The sequence below is a fragment of the Aeromonas popoffii genome (genome assembly GCF_000820025.1).
Classification (GTDB): Bacteria; Pseudomonadota; Gammaproteobacteria; order Enterobacterales; family Aeromonadaceae; genus Aeromonas; species Aeromonas popoffii.
Genome location: NZ_CDBI01000059.1, coordinates 40,541 through 60,787, shown reverse-complemented (window position 1 = coordinate 60,787; position 20,247 = coordinate 40,541). Strand labels below are relative to the sequence as shown.

The 20,247-nt window shown below is 59.1% G+C and carries 15 protein-coding genes; 9 read left to right on the top strand and 6 right to left on the bottom strand.

Annotated elements, in window-relative coordinates; translation table 11 throughout:
* Positions 1-220 precede the first annotated feature (220 nt).
* Together BN1129_RS12315 and nagE are read right to left on the bottom strand one after the other, a co-directional pair.
* Positions 221-2,887: a beta-N-acetylhexosaminidase gene (locus BN1129_RS12315; protein WP_042036900.1), complete on the bottom strand. Its 2,667-nt coding sequence runs from the start codon at positions 2,885-2,887 to the stop codon at positions 221-223.
* Positions 2,888-3,008: 121 nt separating this feature from the next.
* The gene (nagE, locus tag BN1129_RS12310; RefSeq protein WP_042036897.1) at positions 3,009-4,463 is read right to left on the bottom strand and encodes an N-acetylglucosamine-specific PTS transporter subunit IIBC; all 1,455 of its coding nucleotides are present in this window, start codon (positions 4,461-4,463) and stop codon (positions 3,009-3,011) included.
* Between the two features lie 272 nt (positions 4,464-4,735).
* On the opposite strand from nagE, the gene nagB reads away from it, so the two are divergent.
* From nagB to nagC, 3 genes are read left to right on the top strand one after another with little or no spacing between them, the layout of a single operon-like run.
* Positions 4,736-5,536 (top strand): glucosamine-6-phosphate deaminase, encoded by an 801-nt coding sequence (gene nagB, locus BN1129_RS12305; RefSeq protein WP_042036895.1) that lies wholly within the window; start codon positions 4,736-4,738, stop codon positions 5,534-5,536.
* A 9-nt stretch (positions 5,537-5,545) separates the two neighbouring features.
* Positions 5,546-6,691 (top strand): N-acetylglucosamine-6-phosphate deacetylase, encoded by a 1,146-nt coding sequence (gene nagA, locus BN1129_RS12300; protein ID WP_042036893.1) that lies wholly within the window; start codon positions 5,546-5,548, stop codon positions 6,689-6,691.
* A gap of 4 nt (positions 6,692-6,695) precedes the next feature.
* Complete coding sequence (nagC, locus tag BN1129_RS12295; protein ID WP_042036890.1) at positions 6,696-7,910, top strand: DNA-binding transcriptional regulator NagC; 1,215 nt, start codon at positions 6,696-6,698, stop codon at positions 7,908-7,910.
* Positions 7,911-7,982: 72 nt separating this feature from the next.
* On the opposite strand, the gene BN1129_RS12290 is transcribed toward nagC, so the two are convergent.
* The 3 genes from BN1129_RS12290 to aspS all read right to left on the bottom strand — a co-directional run bounded on the left by BN1129_RS12290 (position 7,983) and on the right by aspS (position 12,609).
* Complete coding sequence (locus BN1129_RS12290; RefSeq protein ID WP_042036888.1) at positions 7,983-9,599, bottom strand: phosphoethanolamine transferase; 1,617 nt, start codon at positions 9,597-9,599, stop codon at positions 7,983-7,985.
* A gap of 410 nt (positions 9,600-10,009) precedes the next feature.
* On the bottom strand, positions 10,010-10,750 hold the full coding sequence (locus tag BN1129_RS12285; protein WP_005313105.1) for a YebC/PmpR family DNA-binding transcriptional regulator: 741 nt from the start codon (positions 10,748-10,750) through the stop codon (positions 10,010-10,012).
* 92 nt (positions 10,751-10,842) lie between these two features.
* Positions 10,843-12,609, bottom strand: a complete 1,767-nt coding sequence (aspS, locus tag BN1129_RS12280) for an aspartate--tRNA ligase (protein ID WP_042036886.1) — start codon at positions 12,607-12,609, stop codon at positions 10,843-10,845.
* 429 nt (positions 12,610-13,038) lie between these two features.
* Here aspS and BN1129_RS12275 point away from each other — a divergent pair, with 429 nt between their 5' ends.
* From BN1129_RS12275 to BN1129_RS12250, 6 genes are all read left to right on the top strand, one after another.
* Positions 13,039-13,887 carry a DUF72 domain-containing protein gene (locus tag BN1129_RS12275; RefSeq protein WP_042036885.1) on the top strand — a complete coding sequence of 283 codons (849 nt, stop codon included), beginning with the start codon at positions 13,039-13,041 and terminating at the stop codon, positions 13,885-13,887.
* 390 nt (positions 13,888-14,277) lie between these two features.
* On the top strand, positions 14,278-15,021 hold the full coding sequence (gene cmoA, locus BN1129_RS12270) for a carboxy-S-adenosyl-L-methionine synthase CmoA (RefSeq protein WP_042036883.1): 744 nt from the start codon (positions 14,278-14,280) through the stop codon (positions 15,019-15,021).
* Positions 15,022-15,024: 3 nt separating this feature from the next.
* Positions 15,025-16,002, top strand: coding sequence for a tRNA 5-methoxyuridine(34)/uridine 5-oxyacetic acid(34) synthase CmoB (cmoB, locus tag BN1129_RS12265; protein ID WP_042036881.1), 978 nt, complete (start codon positions 15,025-15,027; stop codon positions 16,000-16,002).
* Positions 16,003-16,054: 52 nt separating this feature from the next.
* A complete protein-coding gene (locus BN1129_RS12260; RefSeq protein ID WP_042036880.1) occupies positions 16,055-16,843 on the top strand; it encodes an ATP-dependent zinc protease family protein in 789 nt (262 codons plus the stop codon).
* A gap of 3 nt (positions 16,844-16,846) precedes the next feature.
* On the top strand, positions 16,847-18,385 hold the full coding sequence (locus BN1129_RS12255) for an inactive transglutaminase family protein (protein ID WP_042036879.1): 1,539 nt from the start codon (positions 16,847-16,849) through the stop codon (positions 18,383-18,385).
* A 3-nt stretch (positions 18,386-18,388) separates the two neighbouring features.
* Positions 18,389-19,354 carry an alpha-L-glutamate ligase-like protein gene (locus tag BN1129_RS12250; protein WP_042036878.1) on the top strand — a complete coding sequence of 322 codons (966 nt, stop codon included), beginning with the start codon at positions 18,389-18,391 and terminating at the stop codon, positions 19,352-19,354.
* A 148-nt stretch (positions 19,355-19,502) separates the two neighbouring features.
* On the opposite strand, the gene BN1129_RS12245 is transcribed toward BN1129_RS12250, so the two are convergent.
* Positions 19,503-20,105 (bottom strand): peroxiredoxin C, encoded by a 603-nt coding sequence (locus BN1129_RS12245; RefSeq protein ID WP_042036877.1) that lies wholly within the window; start codon positions 20,103-20,105, stop codon positions 19,503-19,505.
* Positions 20,106-20,247 lie beyond the last annotated feature (142 nt).

Below are 20,247 nucleotides of genomic sequence, written 5' to 3'. Positions count from 1 at the left end.
GCGCGGGCAGGTCAAAACGACACGCGCCCACTCGCTGAATGTCATGGCGGATAAAAAAGACCCCGCACAGGGCGGGGTTCAAGGTGATGAAAAAACACAAATAGACAATACACACACACAACAAAGGCTCACACGCACAGTCAACCTTTCCCAAGGCCGATACACCATCGTCCTGGGGAAAGGCGGGTCTTGCGACCCACCTTGAGTTAACGGTTGACAGCTATCCGTTCAGTTCGGTAACGCGGCTGGTGCGCTTGCCATCGAAGCTGGTGGTACGCAGGTAGACCTTGCCACTCACGCTTGGCTTGGCCGCGGCGTCATAGGCACTCCAGGTGGTGCCGTCCAGGCTGTACTGGATGGGCAGACCCGGCAGATCCACGTTCGCTTCCAGCACACCGTTCACCACTTTGGCACCCGGTACGGAGAGGCGGTATTCAACACCGGCCTGATCCAGTTTCGGCAACACGCGCTGACCCAATACGTTGGCAAACTGGTTCCACTCTTGGTCGAGGGCGGCCTTGTTGACATGCGTGGTCTCGCCGGAGAACTCGCGACCCTTCACATAGTTCAGCTCGAAGCCACCTTTGTGCCAGGCACGCTCGGCCACAGAGAAGATACGCGGGTAGACCATGTACTCGTACTGAGCATCGGTCCGCACGGTTTCACTCCACTGCTGACCGGAGATCCCCTTGAACTTGACCGGATCCTGGTCACCCTTGGCCACGAAGGCGTTACCGTCGCGGTCAACCGAGGTCTCGGCGTTCTGCGGCAGGTTTTCCGGGGCGAAGGCGAACACCTTGCGGGTGTCGTTGAAACGGGTTGCCCAGTAGTAGCCACGCTCAGCCGGGTGTACTTCGTTCGGGAAGTCGAAGTAGAGGTAATCCGGGTTGGAGAGCACGACGTCATACCCTTTGTGCGCCCACTTCATCGCTTCGTTGAAGCCACCCCAGTAGAGGGTTTCCCAGAAGTTGACCACTGTCTTGTCGGTGGCGAAATCCTTGGCGCTGCTCGCGTACTTCAGCCCATCTTCCCACGCCTGCAGAGTGGAGAAGCCACGCTCTTTCGCCAGCGCGCTCACTTCCTTGGCAAAATAGACCGGCAGCTCGGCCACGTCCTTGATCTTGCCATCGGCGATCATCTTCTGGCAGACCGGCGACTTGCCAAACGGCTTGTCCTGCTTGCTGGAATCGACATTGCCCTTCCAGGCGACCAGATCGGCTTTCTGGGTAACGGCCGGATCCTGATAACCACCGCCCTGCATGATGTTCTTCGCCTCGTCACCACCGTAGTGCCAGGCGGTCAACGGCTGACCGGCGGCCTGGTGCATCTGGGCCACTTCATCCATCACCTTGGCCACGAAGGTCGCCGCCCCCGGCTGGCAAGGGTTGATGAAGGACATCTTGTCGTAAAACTGGACCGAGGTGACGTTGGAGGTATCCGCCGGATCAGTCAGACGAAACTGGTTGGCTTCCGCCTCTTTGCCTTCTGCCATCAGACGCTGGTAGCGCGCTTCCATGGAGACCACAGCCGCACGGGCGTGCGCTGGCATGTTGATCTCGGGGATCACGGTCACGCCACGCGCCTTGGCATAACGCACCAGGTCGATGTAGTCGGACTTGCTGTAGAAACCGGAGCCCTGATTGTCGCTGGTCGGGCCGGAGCCCAGCTGCGGCATCAGGCACTTGGTTTCGGACTCGTCGTGGCAACGCTGGCTACCGACGTCAGTCAGCTCCGGCAGACCCGGGATCTCCAGACGCCAGCCCTCATCGTTGGTCAGCCCCAGGTGCAGCGTGTTGAGCTTCATGGCAGACATCTGGTCAACCAGTTTCTTCATGGTATCGAGGCTTCTGAAGTGGCGGGCCACATCGGTCTGCATACCGCGGTATTCAAAGCGCGGCGCATCCTCGACGCTCATCAGGCTGACCCGCTTGTCGTCAACACCCAGCAGGGAGATCAGGGATTGCGCCCCCCAGAAAGCCCCCTCGATATCATGGCCCTGGATCACAGTGCCCTGCGGGCCTATGGTCATGTCATAACCTTCCGCCTGCTTGAGCTTGCTGCCGAGTTTGATGGTCACTGGGTAGCCGGTGTCGGAGAGGGTAACACCCAGCTTGGTCAGTTGAGCCTTCAGGGCCTCGGCGCGATCGCTTGGCAGGTCCAGCGCATTGAGCTTGATGCTGGAGAAGTCAACCTGCGGGCCCGCCTTGATCACTTGCTTGAGCGGGGTCGGCACTATCTGGTCATCGATCTTGCTGGCCGGCAGCAGGCTGCTGGTCTGGTTGGCAGCGAAACGGGTTTCGCTGTTCATCAGGATGTTGTGGTCATCCTTGGTGCGCTTCCAGCCATCGGCCGGCATCGGCTTCTGATAGGTGCTGGCATCATCGATGTTGCTCATGCTGGCCAGTACTTTCGGCTCGGCACCTTCGCTGGCGACATACCAGTTCGGCATGATGTCGGATTCGAACAATACCCAATATTCCACCACCAGCGGCACTTCGACCGTGGCATCCTTGGCAAAGCCCTTAAACTGCCCGGTGGGCGTCAAACGATAAAGGTCGCCAGTCATGTGAGTGATGGTGAACTGGTCGTTATCCACACGCTGGATACGACGGATGGAGGAGATATAGATGTTCCAATCTTTGGAGGTCACCTCAGCACCTGTGTTGGTCAGGTGCAGCTTGGCAACGCCACAGCTCGCCCACTCGGAACCCAGCGCCTGGCAATCGAGGCCTGCGCCGGCACCGTCGTTGGTGACCACTTCGTACCTGACCACCAAATTATTGGCGAGAGAGTCCACCACGGCTTGCTTGGCAGCATCGGCGGCCTGGACCTGGCTGATGAAAACGGTAGACATGGCAATGGCTAACAGAGAATGTTTCAAGTTCATAACTGCTGCTCTCATTTGAAGTAAAGGTTGGATTTTCTTGGCTTTTTTTATATTGGGCCCCATGGCGGGGCCCTAGTTATGTCAACAATGGACTTAGACTTGAGGCGAGCTTGGCGCCCGATTAACGCAGGGCCTTCAGCTCACCGGCCATGATCTCGGCCAAGGGGCCCAGAATCACCTGCAGGTTCTGTTCACCGAGCTTGACCACACCGGCCGCGCCCAGGGCTTTCAGCTTGCGCTCATCGACGATGCTACGGTCTTTCAGGGTCAGACGCAGACGGGTGATACAGGCATCGATGGTGACCAGGTTCGCTTGACCACCCAGCACTTCCAGGTATTGCTTGGCCAACTCGGTACGGTTGGTAGATTGAACAGCAGCCGGTACGGCTTCATCATCTTCACGACCCGGGGTTTTCAGGTTTAACTTGACGATGACGGCACGGAAGATGGCGTAGTAAAGACCGAAGAATACCAAACCCTGGACCAGCAACATGTACCACTGAGTGGCCAGCGGGTTGCGTGATTGAATAACCATATCGACGAAGCCTGCACTGAAACCAAAACCGGAGATCCAGTGCATGCTGGCGGCGATGAACACGGACAGACCGGTCAGCAGTGCATGGATGACATACAGCACCGGCGCCACAAACATGAAGGAGAACTCGAGCGGCTCGGTTACACCGGTGAAGAAAGCGGCGAAGGCGGCTGCGATCATGATGGATGCAACCTTGTCCTTGTTCTCTTTCTTGGCAGAGTGATAAATGGCCAGCGCGGCGCCCGGCAGACCGAACATCATGATAGGGAAGAAGCCGGCCTGGTACATACCAGTGACACCCACAACCGCTTTACCCGCGTCAATGGAGGACTGACCACCCAGGAAGTTCGGGATGTCGTTGATGCCAGCCACGTCGAACCAGAATACGGAGTTCAGGGCATGGTGCAGGCCCACCGGGATCAGCAGACGGTTGAAGAAGCCGTAGATACCGGCGCCGGTAGCGCCCAGGTTGACGATGGATTCACCAAAGCTCACCAGACCACCGTAAATGACCGGCCAAATGGCCATCAGGATGAAGGCGACGACGATCATCACCACTGAGGTCACGATCGGAACCAGACGACGGCCAGAGAAGAAGGCCAGCGCCTTGTGCAGTTCGACGGTGCTGAAGCGGTTGTAGAGCTCGGCGGCGATCACACCGGTCAAGATACCGATGAACTGGTTCTCGATCTTGCCGAAGGCGGCAGGCACTTGATCCAGCGGGATCTGCTGAATTTGCGAGACAGCCCCGGGGCTCAACAATGTGGTCACGACCAGGAAACCGACCAGACCGGCCAGTGCGGCAGAACCGTCTTTATCCTTGGACATGCCGTAGGCAACACCGACAGCAAACAAGATGGCCATCTTGTCGATGATGGCGGCACCGGCCTTGATCAGGAAGGCAGCCAGCGCACTGTCGCCACCCCAACCGTTCGGGTCAATCCAGTAGCCAACCCCCATCAGGATCGCAGCGGCAGGCAATACCGCTACCGGCACCATCAAGGCCCGGCCGATCTTTTGCATATAACCGAGAATGTTCACGGTTCCTCTCCTTAGTTAAGGTTTTTCTAGAAATTAAGTGCTTATCACGTTTGACGCATAAGCCATCAAGGCTTGATCGGCAGTCTATGTCTTTTATTTCGCTGCGCAAATTAATAAACCTATAATCGTGATCATTATCACCCAAACGAGGAAAGTTGGCGGATACATGTGGCTTATTTTGCAATCTTTATTTACGCTATAAAACAACTTAAATTCGTCTCAGCCTATTTGCCGCCGACACCCCGGCAGCAACCCGTACAGAGGTATCTACAATGCGCCTGATCCCGTTGAAATCTGCCAGCCAAGTGGGCCTGTGGTCTGCCCGTTACATCGTTGACCGTATCAATGCGTTCAAACCCACTGCCGATCGCCCCTTCGTACTGGGCCTGCCCACCGGTGGCACCCCGCTCAACACTTACCAGCGTCTGATCGAACTGCATAAAGCCGGTGAAGTGAGCTTCGAGCACGTGGTCAGCTTCAACATGGACGAATATGTTGGCCTGCCGGAAGATCACCCCGAGAGCTACCACAGCTTCATGCACAACAACTTTTTCTGTCACATCGACATTCGCCCGGAAAACATCAACATCCTCAACGGCAATGCCGAGGATCTGGTGGCCGAGTGCAAGCGCTATGAGGACAAGATCAAGTCCTACGGCAAGATCCACCTGTTCATGGGGGGCATCGGCAATGACGGTCACATCGCGTTCAACGAACCGGCCTCTTCCCTCTCCTCCCGTACTCGGGTCAAGACCCTGACCGAAGATACCCGCATCGCCAACTCCCGCTTCTTCGGTGGCGACATGGAGCAAGTGCCCAAGCTGGCACTGACCGTGGGTGTCGGCACCCTGATGGACGCCGAAGAGATCATGATCCTGGTCACCGGCCACGCCAAAGCCCAGGCTCTGCAAGCCGCGGTGGAAGGCAGCGTCAACCACATGTGGACCATCTCCACCCTGCAACTGCATCCGAAGGGGATGATGGTGTGCGACGAGCCCTCCACCATGGAGCTCAAGGTCAAGACGGTGCGTTACTTCCAGCAGCTGGAAGCCGCCAACATCGGCCGTCTGTAAGGAGCCACCATGTTCGCATTGACCAACTGCACCCTTTACACCGGCAGCTGTGTGCTGACCGGTTACGGGGTGGTGATCGAGGGCGACAAGATTGTCGCCATTCAGCGTCGGGCCGATTTGCCCGCCGGCATAGCACAACATGATCTACACGGCGCCAACCTGAGCGCCGGTTTCATCGACGTGCAGCTCAACGGCTGCGGCGGCGTCATGTTCAACGGCCACATCACCATCGAGACCCTGGCGACCATGCAGGCCGCCAACCTCAGATCCGGTACCACCAGCTTCCTGCCGACCCTGATCACCAGCCCGGATGCGGACATGAAGCAGGCCGTCGCCGTGACCCGCGACTACATAGCCGCCCACCCCTTTGAGGTGCTGGGCGTGCATCTGGAAGGGCCTTACACCAACCTCAAGCGCAAAGGCATACACCCGGCCGCCCAGATCCGTCAGCCCACCGACGAGATGATCGACTTCTTCTGCGCCAATGCAGATACCATCGCCAAAATCACCCTGGCGCCGGAGCGCAACAAACCGGAACACATCCGCCAGCTGGTGGAAGCGGGCATCCTGGTCTCTGCCGGCCATACTGCCGCCAGTTACGATCAGGCCATGGCCGGGTTTGACAACGGCATCCGCTTTGCCACCCACCTCTACAACGCCATGAGCCCGACCGTGAATGGCCGCGAACCGGGCATGGTGGGCGCCATCTACGATCGCAAGGATGTCTATGCCGGCGTCATCGTCGATGGGCATCACGTGCACTGGGCCAACGTGCGCCTAGCCCACACTATGCTGGGGGAGCGGCTGGTGCTGGTCACCGACGCCACCGCCGCTGCCGGGGCGCCGGAAGGCTTTGAGAAGTTTGATTTTTGTGGCGCAACCGTCTATTTCCGCGATGGTCAGTGCGTCGACGAGAATGGTACACTCGGCGGTTCTGCCCTCACCATGATTGAGGGGGTGGAGAATCTGGTCAAACAGGTCGGATTACCGCTCGATGAAGCACTGAGAATGGCCACCCTTTATCCCGCTCGCGCCATTGGATGGGACTCATGTCTCGGTAGTATCCAGGTCGGAAAAATAGCCAACCTGACTGTCTTTGATCAGACCTTCACGGTCTGCGGGACCGTGGTTAACGGACACTACACAACACAGTGACACTATGACTGGCGGACAAATAGCAAACGTAGATCTTATCAAGCAGGTCAACAGTGCGGCCGTATATCGGCTCATCGACCTGCAAGGCCCTATCTCGCGGGTCAAAATTGCCGAGTTGAGTCAGCTGGCCCCGGCCAGCGTGACCAAAATAACCCGGCAACTGATCGAGCATGGCCTGATCAAGGAGACCTCACCGCAAGCCTCTACCGGCGGACGGCGCGCCATCTCCTTGACCACCATCAAGCATCGCTTTCAGTTTGTGTCCGCCAAGCTCGGTCGCGGCTATCTGCAGCTGAGCCTGTACGATCTCGACGGCAAGGAGCTCGATCAGCACATCACCCAGGTGACCGAGATTGACCAGCAACCCGTGGTCGACATGCTGCTGCGCGAAATTGGTGCCTTCATCGACGCCCAGCAGGAGCGCAGCCGCAACCTCATCAGCATAGCGCTGACCATGCCGGGTCTGGTCAATCCGGAATCGGGCATGGTCATCTATACCCCCAAGTACCAGATCCGAAATCTGGCGCTGGCCAAGCTGCTGGAAAACCACTTCAACCTGCCCTGCTACGTGGGCAACGACACCCGCTCCCTGGCGCTGGCCGAGCACTTCTTCGGTGAATCCCGCGACTGCATGGACTCCATCCTGGTGAGCGTGCACCAGGGGGCAGGCTCCGGCATCATCACCAAGGGCAAGGTGTTCCTCGGTCAGAACCGCAACGTCGGCGAGATTGGCCACATCCAGGTCGAGCCGCTCGGCAAGCGCTGCCACTGCGGCAACTTTGGCTGCCTGGAGACCATCGCCTCCAACGAGGCCATCATCGACAAGGTGAAGGAGCTCATCAGCCGCGGCCACCGCAGCTCGCTGCAGGAGAAGCACATCACCATCCAGGAGGTATGCAAGGCCGCCATGGCCGGTGATGAACTGGCCCGCAGCGTGATCGAGAACGTGGGCGAGCATCTGGGACGAGCGGTCGCCATCACGGTCAACCTGTTCAACCCGCAGAAGGTGCTGATCGCCGGCGAAATCACCGCCGCCGAAGAGATCCTGTTCCCGGCCATCCGCCGCTGTGTCGAGCACCAATCCCTGCCGAGCTTCCACCGTGGCCTGCCCATCGTGAAGGCGCGCTTCCAGAACCAGCCCACCATAGGCGGCTTCGCGCTGGTGAAGCGGGCCCTGCTGGAGGGTGATCTGTTGCAGATCATCATGGAGCAGAAGTAAGGCGAAGGCCTTGCGAGACAAAAAACGGCAGCCAATGGCTGCCGTTTTTTGTCTGGTGTGCTTTTCGCCGGCTCACCCCGCTCTACACGGCTTGAACAGGTCCAGCGCACCATCGTAGACGCTGGTTTGTACATCCATGATCCCCAACATGGAGTGAAACAGGTTGTCGTGGGAGAAACGCTGGCTACCCGCCTCCACCGCCAGACAGCCCATATCCAGCTGGCGATCGGCCTGCAACTGGGGCGAGAACCAGGTCAGCAACGGCACCCGGGTCTGATCATCCGGCGCGAATTTGTAGGGGGTGCCATGCAGGTAGAGCCCCATGGCACCAAGGGATTCGCCGTGATCGGAGAGATAGACCAGCCCCACGTTGTAGTCATTCTGCAGCGTTTTGAGCTTGTCTATTAGCTGTGCCACCACCTTGTCGGTGTAACGTATGGTGTTGTCATAACTGTTGACCAGCTCTTCATTACTGCAGTTCTCTATGTCGCTGCGCGGGCAATCCGGCACGAAGAAGCGCTCGGAGGCGGGGTAGCGCCGATAATAGGTCGGGCCGTGGCTGCCCATCAGGTGGAAGGCCACCAGCTTGTTGCCCTTCATCTGCGCTATCTGCTGATCCAGCCCCTCCAGCATCACCTCGTCGTAGCATGAACCCTGCTGGCAATACTGCGGGAACGCCTTGGCTTTTATCTCTATGGTGGGCACGTTCTTGCACACCCCCTTGCAGCCGCCGTCGTTCTCTTTCCACAGCACAGAGATACCTGCGTGTTGCAGCACATCCAGCATGCCATCCCGTGACTGGGCCAGGGTGTCGTCATATTCCCGGCGCGTGAGATTGGAGAACATGCAGGGCACCGAGACAGCCGTGGCGGTGCCGCAGGAGCGTACGTTGCGAAACGAGACCATGCCCGCCTCCTGCTCGGTGAAGCTGTTGGTCTGCTTCCCGTAGCCGTTGAGGGAGTAGTTCTGGCTGCGGGCCGTCTCCCCCACCACCAGGAACATCAGGGTCGGCTTGCCGCCCTGCCCCACCACTTTGGCATCCGTCCCCAGCGGCTGATAGGGGATGGGGGTGGCAAACAGGATATCCGTGGCATAGCGATAGAGACCGTGCACATAGTTGGCGGGCACTATCTCCTTGCCGAGGGACTTGTTGTTGCGCCCGACCGAGGCGTAATCCTGGTAATAGAGGGCGGCCACTCCCACCAGAAACAGCAGCGACAGGGTAATGGAGCCAAGGCGCAACCCCACTCCCTTATACCAGGGGCTGGGATAGGTTATGTTCACCCACAACAAGGCCAGCGCTGGCAGCACACCGGTCAGCAGGAACCAGAGCGCGACCGAGCCATTGAGGTAGGCCGCCGCCTCCCCGCTGTTGGTCTGGGCTATGTTCTGCACCATGCTCACGTCGAAGATGACGCCGTACTTGAGCATGGCGTAGCTGACCACAGAGCCCATCAGGATCAGCAGCACGAAGAAGGGCTTGAGCAGATAGCGGAAGGTAAAGGGCAGAAACACCGCATTGAGCGCGGCCAGCAGCACCAGGGGGATAGAGAGGACAAAGCCCGCCTTGACGTGCTCCAGCTGGGTGAGAGTGTGGTAAAAGTGCAGGAAGATGGGCCAGTTGAACACCAGTGCAAACAGCAGCACCAGCAACAGATTCACCTTCATCACTCCCAGGGTGATGCGCATAACGATACTCCGACAAACCAGGCAGGACTGGGGCCCCTGCATGGGGGCACCGGTTGTGAGTGCTCGCTTGCCGCGCCTCCTGAAGGCAAGCGCGGCAAGGGGCTGGGGCGCCCGGACACTGCAGGCAGCTTAAGTTGCCAAACTTAAGGGAAAATTAAGGCAGGGAAATACCACGGCCAGTGCGGCCTGCGGGTGCAAAACCGGCATAAAAAAACGGCAGCCCGTGGGCTGCCGTTTGCTGTCTGTGTGCGAGCGTTCTGAGCGTCGCGGCCACTTCATCGGAGCAAGGTGGCGCTGTTGTGATACCACCTCCTCGCGTGTGTACCCTGACGATCAGAGTGTCGCGGCGACGTCGTCGGAGAAAGGTGGTGCCGTTGTGATACCACCTCCTCGCGTGTGTACCCTGACGATCAGAGTGTCGCGGCGACTTCGTCGGAGATGGAGCCGTTGTGGTACACCTCCTGCACGTCGTCCAAATCTTCCAGCATGTCGATCAGACGCATCAGCTTGGGCGCGGTTTCCGCATCCAGCTCGGCTTCGGTAGAAGGGATCATGGTCACTTCGGCGTTCTGTGCCTTGAAGCCGGCGGCTTCCAGCGCATCCAGCACGGTACCGAAATCGTTCGGGGTGGTGTACACCTCGATGGAACCATCCTCTTCGGTCACCACGTCGTCGGCGCCCGCTTCCAGTGCCGCATCCATCAGGGCATCTTCATCGACACCGACGAAGGTCAGCAGCCCTTTCTTGCTGAACAGGTAGGCGACCGAGCCATCGGTCCCCAGGTTACCGCCGCTCTTGCTGAAGGCATGACGCACTTCCGCCACGGTACGGTTACGGTTGTCGGTCAGACACTCCACCATCACGGCGGAGCCTGCCGGGCCGTAACCTTCGTAGACGATGGTCTCAAGCTGCTCGCCGTCGCCACCACCGGCCCCACGTGCGATGGCGCGGTTGATGGTTTCGCGGGTCATGTTGCTGGTCAGGGCTGCCGTCACCGCCGCACGCAGACGCGGGTTGTTGGCGGGATCCGGATCGCCGATACGGGCAGAGGTGGTGATTTCACGGATCAGCTTGGTGAAGATCTTGCCGCGCTTGGCATCCTGAGCTGCCTTGCGGTGTTTGATGTTGGCCCATTTACTGTGACCTGCCATAGAGACTCTCCGTTATATTTTTTAGATTTCAATAACACAAAGTGACCGGGTAGGCCGCGCTGGGCGCGGCCGGGACTGTGCCGGATGCCGGCTTATTCATCACCCTTGACGGTCGTCGCAATCGCCAGTTCGCTCATCTGCGCCTGGTTGGCAAAGCTGGGGGCGTCAGTCATCAGACAGGCGGCCGCCGTGGTTTTCGGGAAGGCAATCACGTCCCGGATGTTGTCGGTACCGGTCAGCAGCATGCTCAGGCGATCCAGGCCGAAGGCCAGACCGGCGTGCGGCGGGGTACCGTACTTCAGCGCATCCAGCAGGAAGCCGAACTTGAGGCGCTGCTCGGCCGGGGTGATACCCAGGATGTCGAATACAGTGGCCTGCATCTCGCTGTTGTGGATACGCACAGAGCCGCCACCCACTTCGTAGCCATTGATGACCATGTCGTAGGCGTTGGCATAGGCGCTGAGCGGGTTGGCTTTCAGCTCGCTCGGGCCCAGGTTGCTCGGGGCGGTGAAGGGGTGGTGCATGGCCGCCAGGCCGCCTTCGCTGTCTTCCTCGAACATGGGGAAGTCGATGACCCACAGCGGCTTCCAGCTGTTTTCCATCAGACCCAGATCGCGGCCCACTTTCAGACGCAGGGCACCGATGGCATCGGCCACCACTTTCTTGCTGTCTGCGCCGAAGAAGATGATGTCGCCGTCGGCCGCGCCGGTACGGGTCAGGATCTCACGCACTATCTCATCGGAGAGGAACTTGGCAACCGGAGACTGTACGCCTTCGAGGCCGCTTCCAGCATGATTGACCTTCATCCAGGCCAGGCCCTTGGCACCGTAGATGCCGACGAACTTGGTGTACTCGTCGATCTGCTTGCGGGACAGCTCGGCGCCGCCCGGCACTTTCAGGGCTGCCACACGGCCTTTCGGGTCGTTGGCGGGGCCGGCAAACACGGCAAACTCGACATTAGTCAGCAGGTCTGCCACATCGACCAGCTCCATCGGCAGACGCAGGTCCGGCTTGTCGGAGCCAAAACGACGCATGGCTTCGTCGAAGGTCATCACCGGGAAGTCGCCCAGATCCACGGCCAGCACGTGTTGCCACAGGTTGCGGATCATCTCTTCCATCAGCTCGCGCACTTGCGGCGCTGTCATGAAGGAGGTCTCCACGTCGATCTGGGTGAATTCCGGCTGGCGGTCGGCACGCAGGTCTTCGTCACGGAAGCACTTGACGATCTGGTAGTAGCGGTCGAAGCCGGACATCATCAGCAACTGCTTGAACAGCTGCGGGGACTGCGGCAGGGCGTAGAACTTGCCCTTGTGCACCCGGCTCGGCACCAGATAGTCACGGGCACCTTCCGGGGTGGCCTTGGTCAGCATGGGGGTTTCGATGTCGAGGAAGCCGTGCTCGTCCATGAAGCGGCGCACGAAGGCGCTGGCCTTGGCACGGGTCTTCAGGTACTTGGCCATCTCGGGGCGACGCAAGTCCAGATAACGGAACTTGAGGCGCTGCTCTTCGCTGTTGACCTGGTTGAAGTCCAGCGGCAACGGCTCGGCGCGGTTGATGATGGTGAGCTCGTGGGCGAACACTTCGATGGCGCCGGTGGCCATGTCGCTGTTGCGCTGGGAGTCGGGACGGGTACGTACCACACCGGAGACCTGAATGCAGAACTCGCCGCGCAGTTCGGAGGCCAGGGCGAAGGCGTCCGGCTTGTCCGGATCGAAGAACACCTGCACGATCCCTTCCCGGTCACGCATGTCGATAAAGATGAGGCCGCCCAGGTCGCGACGACGATGGACCCAACCGCACAATGTAATGGTCTGCCCAGCATGGGCCTCATTGACCTGTCCGCAATAGATAGAGCGCATGGACTTCTTCCTTCGAAATTGTAGAGAGACGGTGAACCTGGGTCGCCGGGCACGACTGGCAAGCACCGTCTGTCTCACAGCTGGCCAGAGTCTTGTTCTTGCCCGGTTTGAAATCTGTCTCATACCGTCCGACCCCCGGGATCGGACACCTGCCACCGATATCGGCTCGACCAGAGGCGGCTGGCAAGCGGCCGGAGTCGGTCAGAGGGCATCGGAAAGCGTCGTTGTTTGGCCAATTCATGGCCGCTACCGTCGCCACAATATGCGCACAGCGGCGTGAGTCACAACCATTGGCAAACAAAAGGGCTGGCATTATAGAGGAAAACCCCCATTTGGGTAAAATGGCCAGCAGCCCCCTTTGCCCTGTTTTTTACATCTCAAGACAAAAAATGGGCGCAAAACGAGATAAACCCGCAGACAGGATCCGCCATGAGCCTCTTTTTGGGCCTGCCACAATGGTCACACCCGGCCTGGCCCGGTCAATTATTGGGCGTGGGCGCCAAACCCGCCGAGCACCTCGCCCACTACGCCCGGGTGTTCAACACGGTAGAAGGCAACACCACCTTCTACGCTTCGCCGACCCCGGAAACAGTGAGACGCTGGGCCGATGCGGTGCCCGCTCACTTTCGCTTCAGCTTCAAGTTTCCGAAAGAGATCAGCCACCAGAGCGATCTGGTGGGCGCCGACAAACAGGTGACCGACTTTATCCGGCTGCTCACCCCGCTGCACGACAAGCTGGGGTTGCTCAAGCTGCAACTACCTGCCCGCTTCGGCCCGAGCGGCCTTCCCCGTCTCGCTGAATTCTTCAACCGGCTGCCGACACAGTTTCGCTATGCCCTCGAGGTGCGCCACCCCGATTTCTTCGCCAAAGGCGAGGCGGAGCGCAGCCTGAATCGGATGCTGATGGAAAAAGGCATCAACCGCATCATGCTCGACAGCCGGCCGCTGTTCTCTGTGCCAGCCACCACGGCAGCCATGATAGATGCCCAGGGCAAGAAGCCCAGACTGCCGGTGCATCTGTTGGCTACCGCCAGTGCCCCCGTGGTACGGCTCATCGGTCTGCCGGATCCGGCCGCCAATCGCCCCTTCCTGCCAGGCTGGCTACCCCACTGGCGTCAGTGGCTGGCGGAGGGAAAGGATCTCTACCTCTTTATACATACCGCTGACAATGCCCAGTCACCCGAGCTGGCCCGTCAGATAACCCGCCTGTTGGGTCAGGAGATGGCCCCCTGGCCGGGGGAAAACGATCGCGCGCGCCAGGGCGTGCTGCGCTTTTAGTCAGCCATGTCACCGGCCATCGGGCGGGCGTAAAAAAAGCCGCTTTTTTGTGGCTGGACGGGGCTCGGCGTCAAGACAAACGCCCATCAATCCTCTACACTAGCGCCCCAAGCAAGGGGCCTGCCGTTGACCATTGCAATTCATTGCAACAAACAGCGCGGCTCCACAAAAAGGGGCCTGCCGTTGACCACTGCAATTCATTGCAACAAACAGCGCGGCTCCGGATCAAGGGCCCGGATAATGGCCCATTGCGAACAGGACAGGCCCGAAGGATCTCACGGCCAGCCACCCCGTTCGTAAACCGGTGATAAAACAACCCTGAAGGGTGTCACCCAACGACTCAATTGAACAAACAGTCGGTTCATATACCGACTGTCAGGTTGCGCCAGCATGCATACCAAAGACCAGATTTTTGCCGCCCCTATCGCCCGATTGGGGGACTTTTGCTTTGACGAACAGGTCGTCGATGTCTTCCCCGACATGATCCAGCGGTCGGTGCCGGGCTACAGCAACATCATCTCCGCCATCGGCATGATGGCTGCCCGCTACGCCCAGCCGGGAAGCCATTTATACGATCTCGGCTGTTCGCTGGGCGCCGCCACCCAGGCCATGCGCCGCCACGTGACCCAACCGGGTTGTCACATCACGGCGGTCGATCTCTCCCATCCCATGATCGAACGCGCCCGCGCCCACCTCTCTGGATTCAAATCCGAGGTGCCGGTGGAGCTGGTCGAAGCGGACATCTGCGACGTTGCTATCGAGAACGCCTCCGTGGTGGTGCTCAACTTCACCCTGCAGTTCGTGGACCCCGAAAAGCGGATGACCTTGATCCAGCGCATCTTTGATGGGCTGCGCCCGGGCGGCATCCTGATCCTGAGCGAGAAGTTCCGCTTCGACGATGAGCCGGTCAACGAGCTGCTCATCGATCTGCACCTGGATTTCAAGCGGGCCAATGGCTACAGCGAGCTGGAGATAAGCCAGAAGCGCAACGCCCTCGAAAACGTGATGCGCACCGACAGCCTGGCGATACACAGAGCCCGCCTGCGAGACGCAGGTTTCGTTCACCAGGATCTCTGGTTCCAGTGCTTCAACTTCGGTTCCATGATTGCCATCAAATCCAGCGACACCAACTAAGCCATGATCGACTTTGCCCATTTTTATCAACTGATCGCCAAAAACCGGCTGAGCCACTGGCTGCATACCCTGCCCGCCCAGCTGCACGCCTGGCAACATGACAACCAGCACGGGGACCTGCCGCGCTGGAACCGTGCCCTAAACAAGCTGCCGGTGGTATCCCCCGGACACATAGAGCTGCAAAGCCGGGTCGAGATAGGCGGGGCCGAAAGCCTCGGCGAGGGGGAGCGCAAGAAGGTCGAGAGCCTGCTGCGCCACTTCATGCCCTGGCGCAAGGGCCCATTTACTGTGCACGGCATCCACATCGACACCGAATGGCGCTCCGACTGGAAGTGGGATCGGGTATTGCCCCATATCAGTCCGCTGGCCGGTCGCTATGTACTGGATGTGGGCTGCGGCAGCGGTTATCACCTCTGGCGCATGGTGGGGGAAGGGGCCAAACTCGCGGTCGGCATAGATCCGAGCCCCCTGTTTCTCTGCCAGTTCGAGGCCATCCGCCACTTTCTCGGCGGCGACCAGCGCGCCCACCTGCTGCCGCTGGGCATTCAGGAGCTGCCGGCGCTGCGCGCCTTTGACACCGTCTTCTCCATGGGGGTGCTCTATCACCGCAAATCCCCCATCGAGCACATAGAGCAGTTGCGCAATCAGCTGAAAGACGATGGCGAGCTGATACTGGAAACCCTGGTGATCGATGGCGGCGTCAACGATGTATTGGTGCCCACTGATCGCTACGGCAAGATGCGTAACGTCTGGTTCATCCCCTCAAGCACCGCGCTCAAGCTCTGGGTCGAGCGCTGCGGATTTACCGATGTGCGTATCGTGGACGAGAATATGACCAGCACCGACGAACAGCGTCGTACCGACTGGATGATAAATGAATCACTGAGCGATTACCTGGACCCTCAAGACCCAGCGCTCACGGTGGAAGGACACCCGGCGCCGAAACGTGCCGTACTGATTGCCAGAAAGGCCAAAGACTAGCCGATGGCGCCTGTGGAAGTTACACTGACCCAATTCCAGGAAGCACAGTTAAATGAATGACATGAAAAGCAAATTTAAAGGAATGACCCTGCTCTCCCTGCTCAGTCTCGGCGGGTGTGTCAGTATGGAGAAAGCGCCCCCGGTACCTACCTTGACGCTGGCCGAGCTTCGCACCGAGATCACTCTGAGCGAGCAACGTCTGCAAACATCCATGGAACAGCAACAGAAGCAGTACGTGCAGCAACAGCACCTGCTGGTTCAGCTCAACACTGATGTCAACAACATGAAAGAGTCCGTGAAAAAAGTCGATAGCAAGCTCGAATCCTTGCCGCCCGAGCCACCCAAGCCCATGGCGATCCCGACCGAGAAGTGCCAGGCGCCAAGCCAGGGCCACACGGTCGATGGCAAACTGCTGGTCGGTGAAGCCGAGTGGATCTGGGTAGACGCCGCCAATGACGCCTTCCAGGCGCGGGTCGATACCGGTGCCACCACCTCCTCCATCAGCGCCCAGGACATCACCATCTTCGAGCGCAACGGCAAAAACTGGGTGCGCTTCTTCCTGAGCCACCAGGAGATGGATGACAAGATCCAGATCGAAGCGCCGCTGGTGCGTCACGTGCGGGTGCGTCAGGCTTCCGCCGACGACCTCGACCGTCGTCCGGTGGTCCGTCTGGCCGTGCGCATTGGCGACATGACCGAGAAAGCCGAATTTACCCTCAAAGATCGCAGCGACATGACCTTCCCCGTGCTGCTGGGTCGTGAGTTCTTGAAAGACATCGCCGTCGTTGATGTGGCCCGCGAGTATATCCAACCCAAACCCAAGCTCAAGGATGTGAAATAATCCATGGTTTCCCGTAAGCCGTTCTATTTGCTGGTCGCCCTGCTGTACATTGTCGGCTTGGGGATGACGTTTTATCACCACATAGCGTTGGATGTGCCGCTCACGCCCGGTGAAAAGCGCCAGATCTGGTCCATCGAAGCCAAACTGGAATTTGAAGCCACCGGCGAACCTGTGATCGCCTCCCTGGCCATTCCGGGCACTCAGCCCGGTTTCACCCTGATGAACGAGAACGCCGCGAGCCCGGGCTATGGCCTGTCGTTTGTCGAGAAAGACGGTGATGCCCGCGCCGAGTGGTCGATCCGTACCGCCTCCGGCCGTCAGGAGCTCTACTACCGCGTCGACATGATGGCAGATGCCCATGCCAAACCGGCCGCCAACCCGCAGCCGCCGGCTATAGAGAAGCAGATCGAGAGCGAGCCCTACGCCACCGCCATGAAGCAGATCCTGGAGCGTGCCCAGGAGCGCTCTGCCGATGGCTATACCCTGACCCGCGAGATCATCAAGGAGATCGAGAAGCAAGAGCAGAACGCCGAGCTGCTGAAAAAGCACAAGACCCGCGCCAACCTGATCGCCGAGCTGCTCAACAATGCCAATGTACCGGCCCGCGTGGTGCAGGCCCTGAGCCTGGAAGATGGTCGCCGTCGTCAGGAGCTGGTGGATTATCTGCAGGTGTTCAACAACCCGACCGACTACAAGCTGTTCAATCCGCAGACCGGTGAACAGGGCCGCCCTGCCAACCTGCTGCTGTGGGAGTACAACTCCGGCGCCCTGCTGGACGTGACCGGTGGCCACAACTCCCGTGTCACCTTCTCGATGATCGAGCAGGAGCAACCGGTCAACGTGGCGCTGGCCCAGAAATTCGAGAAGTCCGATATTCTCAACTTCTCCATCCACGGCCTGCCGCTGGAAGAGCAGACCCTGTTCAAGGGCTTGCTGCTGATCCCCATCGGTGTGCTGATGGTGGTATTCCTGCGGGTTATCGTCGGGATCAAGACCTCCGGCACCTTCATGCCTGTGCTGATCGCGGTCGCCTTTATCCAGACCCAGCTGATTACCGGTCTGGTGGGTTTCCTGCTTATCGTCGGGACCGGCCTCATCATCCGTTCGTACTTGTCGCGGCTCAACCTGCTGCTGGTGGCGCGGATATCGGCCATCATCATCATGGTGATTTCGATGATCGGCATCTTCTCCGCGTTCGCCTTCAAGCTGGGGCTGACCGACGGCATGAAGATCACCTTCTTCCCGATGATCATCCTCTCCTGGACCATCGAACGTATGTCCATCCTGTGGGAAGAAGAGGGCTCGAAAGAGGTGTTCCGCCAGGGTGGCGGCTCCCTGCTGGTGGCCGTCATCGCCTACCTGGCGATGGACAACGAACTGATCCGCCACCTCACCTTCAACTTCCTCGGCCTGCAGTTGGTGCTGATGGCGACCGTGCTGCTGCTGGGTAACTACACCGGCTACAAGCTGAGCGAGCTCAAGCGTTTCAAACCGCTGGTGAACGAGATCAAGTCTGGCGCCACCCCAGGTAAGGACAAGTAACAGATGTGGTTCTGGGAAAAATACACCACCCCGTGGAGCCTGTCCCAGGCAGGCATCCTCGGCATGAACAAGCGTAACCACTCCTACATCAGCCGCTACAACCCGCGCAGCCTCTATCCCCTGGTGGATGACAAGCTGCAGACCAAGCGCATCGCACTGGATGCGGGGGTGACTGTGCCGGAACTGATCGGGACCATCCGCGCCCAGCACGACGTGACCCGCATCACCACGCTGGTCAAGGATTGGCCGGGTTTCTGCATCAAGCCGGCTCGCGGTTCGGGCGGTAAAGGGATCCTGGTGATCCTGCGTCAGCAAGATGGTCTCTTCTACAAACCCAACGGTAGCGCCAGCAACGGTCAGGATCTGGAGCGCCATGTTTCCAACATACTGGCTGGTCTCTATTCGTTGGGCGGCAAGCCCGACGTGGCGCTGGTGGAGGGCCTCATCAACTTCGACGATGTCTTCGATGGCTACTCATTCGAAGGGGTGCCCGATGCGCGGGTGATCATCTTCAAGGGCTTCCCCGTGATGGCCATGATGCGCCTCTCCACCGCCGCCTCCGACGGCAAGGCGAACCTGCACCAGGGCGCCGTGGGCGTGGGCCTGTGCCTGCGCACTGGCCGGGCACTGCGGGCGGTGCAGTTTGGCAATCCGCTGCGTCATCACCCGGATACTGGCCTCGATCTGTATGAACTCAAGGTGCCCCACTGGGACACACTGCTAACCCTGGCGGCCTCCTGTTACGAAATGTCGGGCCTTGGCTACATAGGCACCGACATGGTGCTGGACAAGTTCCGTGGCCCCATGCTGCTGGAGCTCAACGCCCGACCGGGCCTCGCCATCCAGATCGCCAACGGTCGCGGCCTGGTGCCCAATCTCAAGACCATAGAGAAGCTGGGCCAGGTCAAGATGAACGTGGAGCAGCGGGTCAACTTCGCCAAGGATCACTTCGGTATCTTCGACGAATAGCCTGACGGCCTGACTCGCAACAGCGCGCCTGTGGGCGCGCTTTTTTATGGCTGACATTCGGCCAGGTAACGAGCACCGACGCAAAAAAAAGAGATAAAAAAACCGATGCCTTGGCATCGGTTTTTCAGTATCCAGTACGCAGGCGTTATTACAGGGACGCTGCGTTCTCGGACAGATACTTGGCAACGCCATCCGGAGAGGCGGTCATGCCTTTTTTGCCTTTTTCCCACTGAGCCGGGCAGACTTCGCCGTGCTCTTCGTGGAATTGCAGGGCATCGACCATGCGCAGCATCTCGTCGATATTGCGGCCCAGCGGCAGATCGTTGACGACCTGATGACGCACAACACCGTTCTTGTCGATCAGGAAGGAACCACGGAAAGCAACGCCGGCTTCCGGATGCTCAACGTCATAGGCTTTGCAGATGTCGTGTTTCACGTCGGCGATCAGCGGGTACTTGACCTGACCGATACCACCCTCTTCCACTTTGGTGTTGCGCCATGCGTTGTGGGAGAACTGGGAATCGATAGAAACACCGATCACTTCCACGCCACGCTTCTGGAACTCTTCATAACGGTGATCGAAGGCAATCAGCTCGGACGGGCAGACGAAGGTGAAATCGAGCGGATAGAAAAACAGGACGGCTGCCTTGCCTTTGATGTGGGATGACAGGGTGAAAGTGTCAACAATCTCACCATTACCCAGAACAGCTGCAGCGGTAAAATCAGGTGCGGGACGGCCTACCAATACCATATTCAATTCCTCTTTATGTGAAGTGAACAATCCTGTCAGGATTGGGCTACCTAGAGCCAAGTCCGTCTAATTGAAGCGACAAACTATAGACCCGGTGGTAGATTAGTTAAATCAAATTAAATAGATAGCATTAATCGGGTTT

Bases quoted from the DNA above. Each gene is read 5' to 3' on its own strand.
- BN1129_RS12315 (WP_042036900.1), bottom strand. From the start codon at position 2,887: ATGAACTTGAAACATTCTCTGTTAGCCATTGCCATGTCTACCGTTTTC.
- nagB (WP_042036895.1), top strand. From the start codon at position 4,736: ATGCGCCTGATCCCGTTGAAATCTGCCAGCCAAGTGGGCCTGTGGTCT.
- nagA (WP_042036893.1), top strand. From the start codon at position 5,546: ATGTTCGCATTGACCAACTGCACCCTTTACACCGGCAGCTGTGTGCTG.
- nagC (WP_042036890.1), top strand. From the start codon at position 6,696: ATGACTGGCGGACAAATAGCAAACGTAGATCTTATCAAGCAGGTCAAC.
- BN1129_RS12290 (WP_042036888.1), bottom strand. From the start codon at position 9,599: ATGCGCATCACCCTGGGAGTGATGAAGGTGAATCTGTTGCTGGTGCTG.
- BN1129_RS12285 (WP_005313105.1), bottom strand. From the start codon at position 10,750: ATGGCAGGTCACAGTAAATGGGCCAACATCAAACACCGCAAGGCAGCT.
- aspS (WP_042036886.1), bottom strand. From the start codon at position 12,609: ATGCGCTCTATCTATTGCGGACAGGTCAATGAGGCCCATGCTGGGCAG.
- BN1129_RS12275 (WP_042036885.1), top strand. From the start codon at position 13,039: ATGAGCCTCTTTTTGGGCCTGCCACAATGGTCACACCCGGCCTGGCCC.
- cmoA (WP_042036883.1), top strand. From the start codon at position 14,278: ATGCATACCAAAGACCAGATTTTTGCCGCCCCTATCGCCCGATTGGGG.
- cmoB (WP_042036881.1), top strand. From the start codon at position 15,025: ATGATCGACTTTGCCCATTTTTATCAACTGATCGCCAAAAACCGGCTG.
- BN1129_RS12260 (WP_042036880.1), top strand. From the start codon at position 16,055: ATGAATGACATGAAAAGCAAATTTAAAGGAATGACCCTGCTCTCCCTG.
- BN1129_RS12255 (WP_042036879.1), top strand. From the start codon at position 16,847: ATGGTTTCCCGTAAGCCGTTCTATTTGCTGGTCGCCCTGCTGTACATT.
- BN1129_RS12250 (WP_042036878.1), top strand. From the start codon at position 18,389: ATGTGGTTCTGGGAAAAATACACCACCCCGTGGAGCCTGTCCCAGGCA.
- BN1129_RS12245 (WP_042036877.1), bottom strand. From the start codon at position 20,105: ATGGTATTGGTAGGCCGTCCCGCACCTGATTTTACCGCTGCAGCTGTT.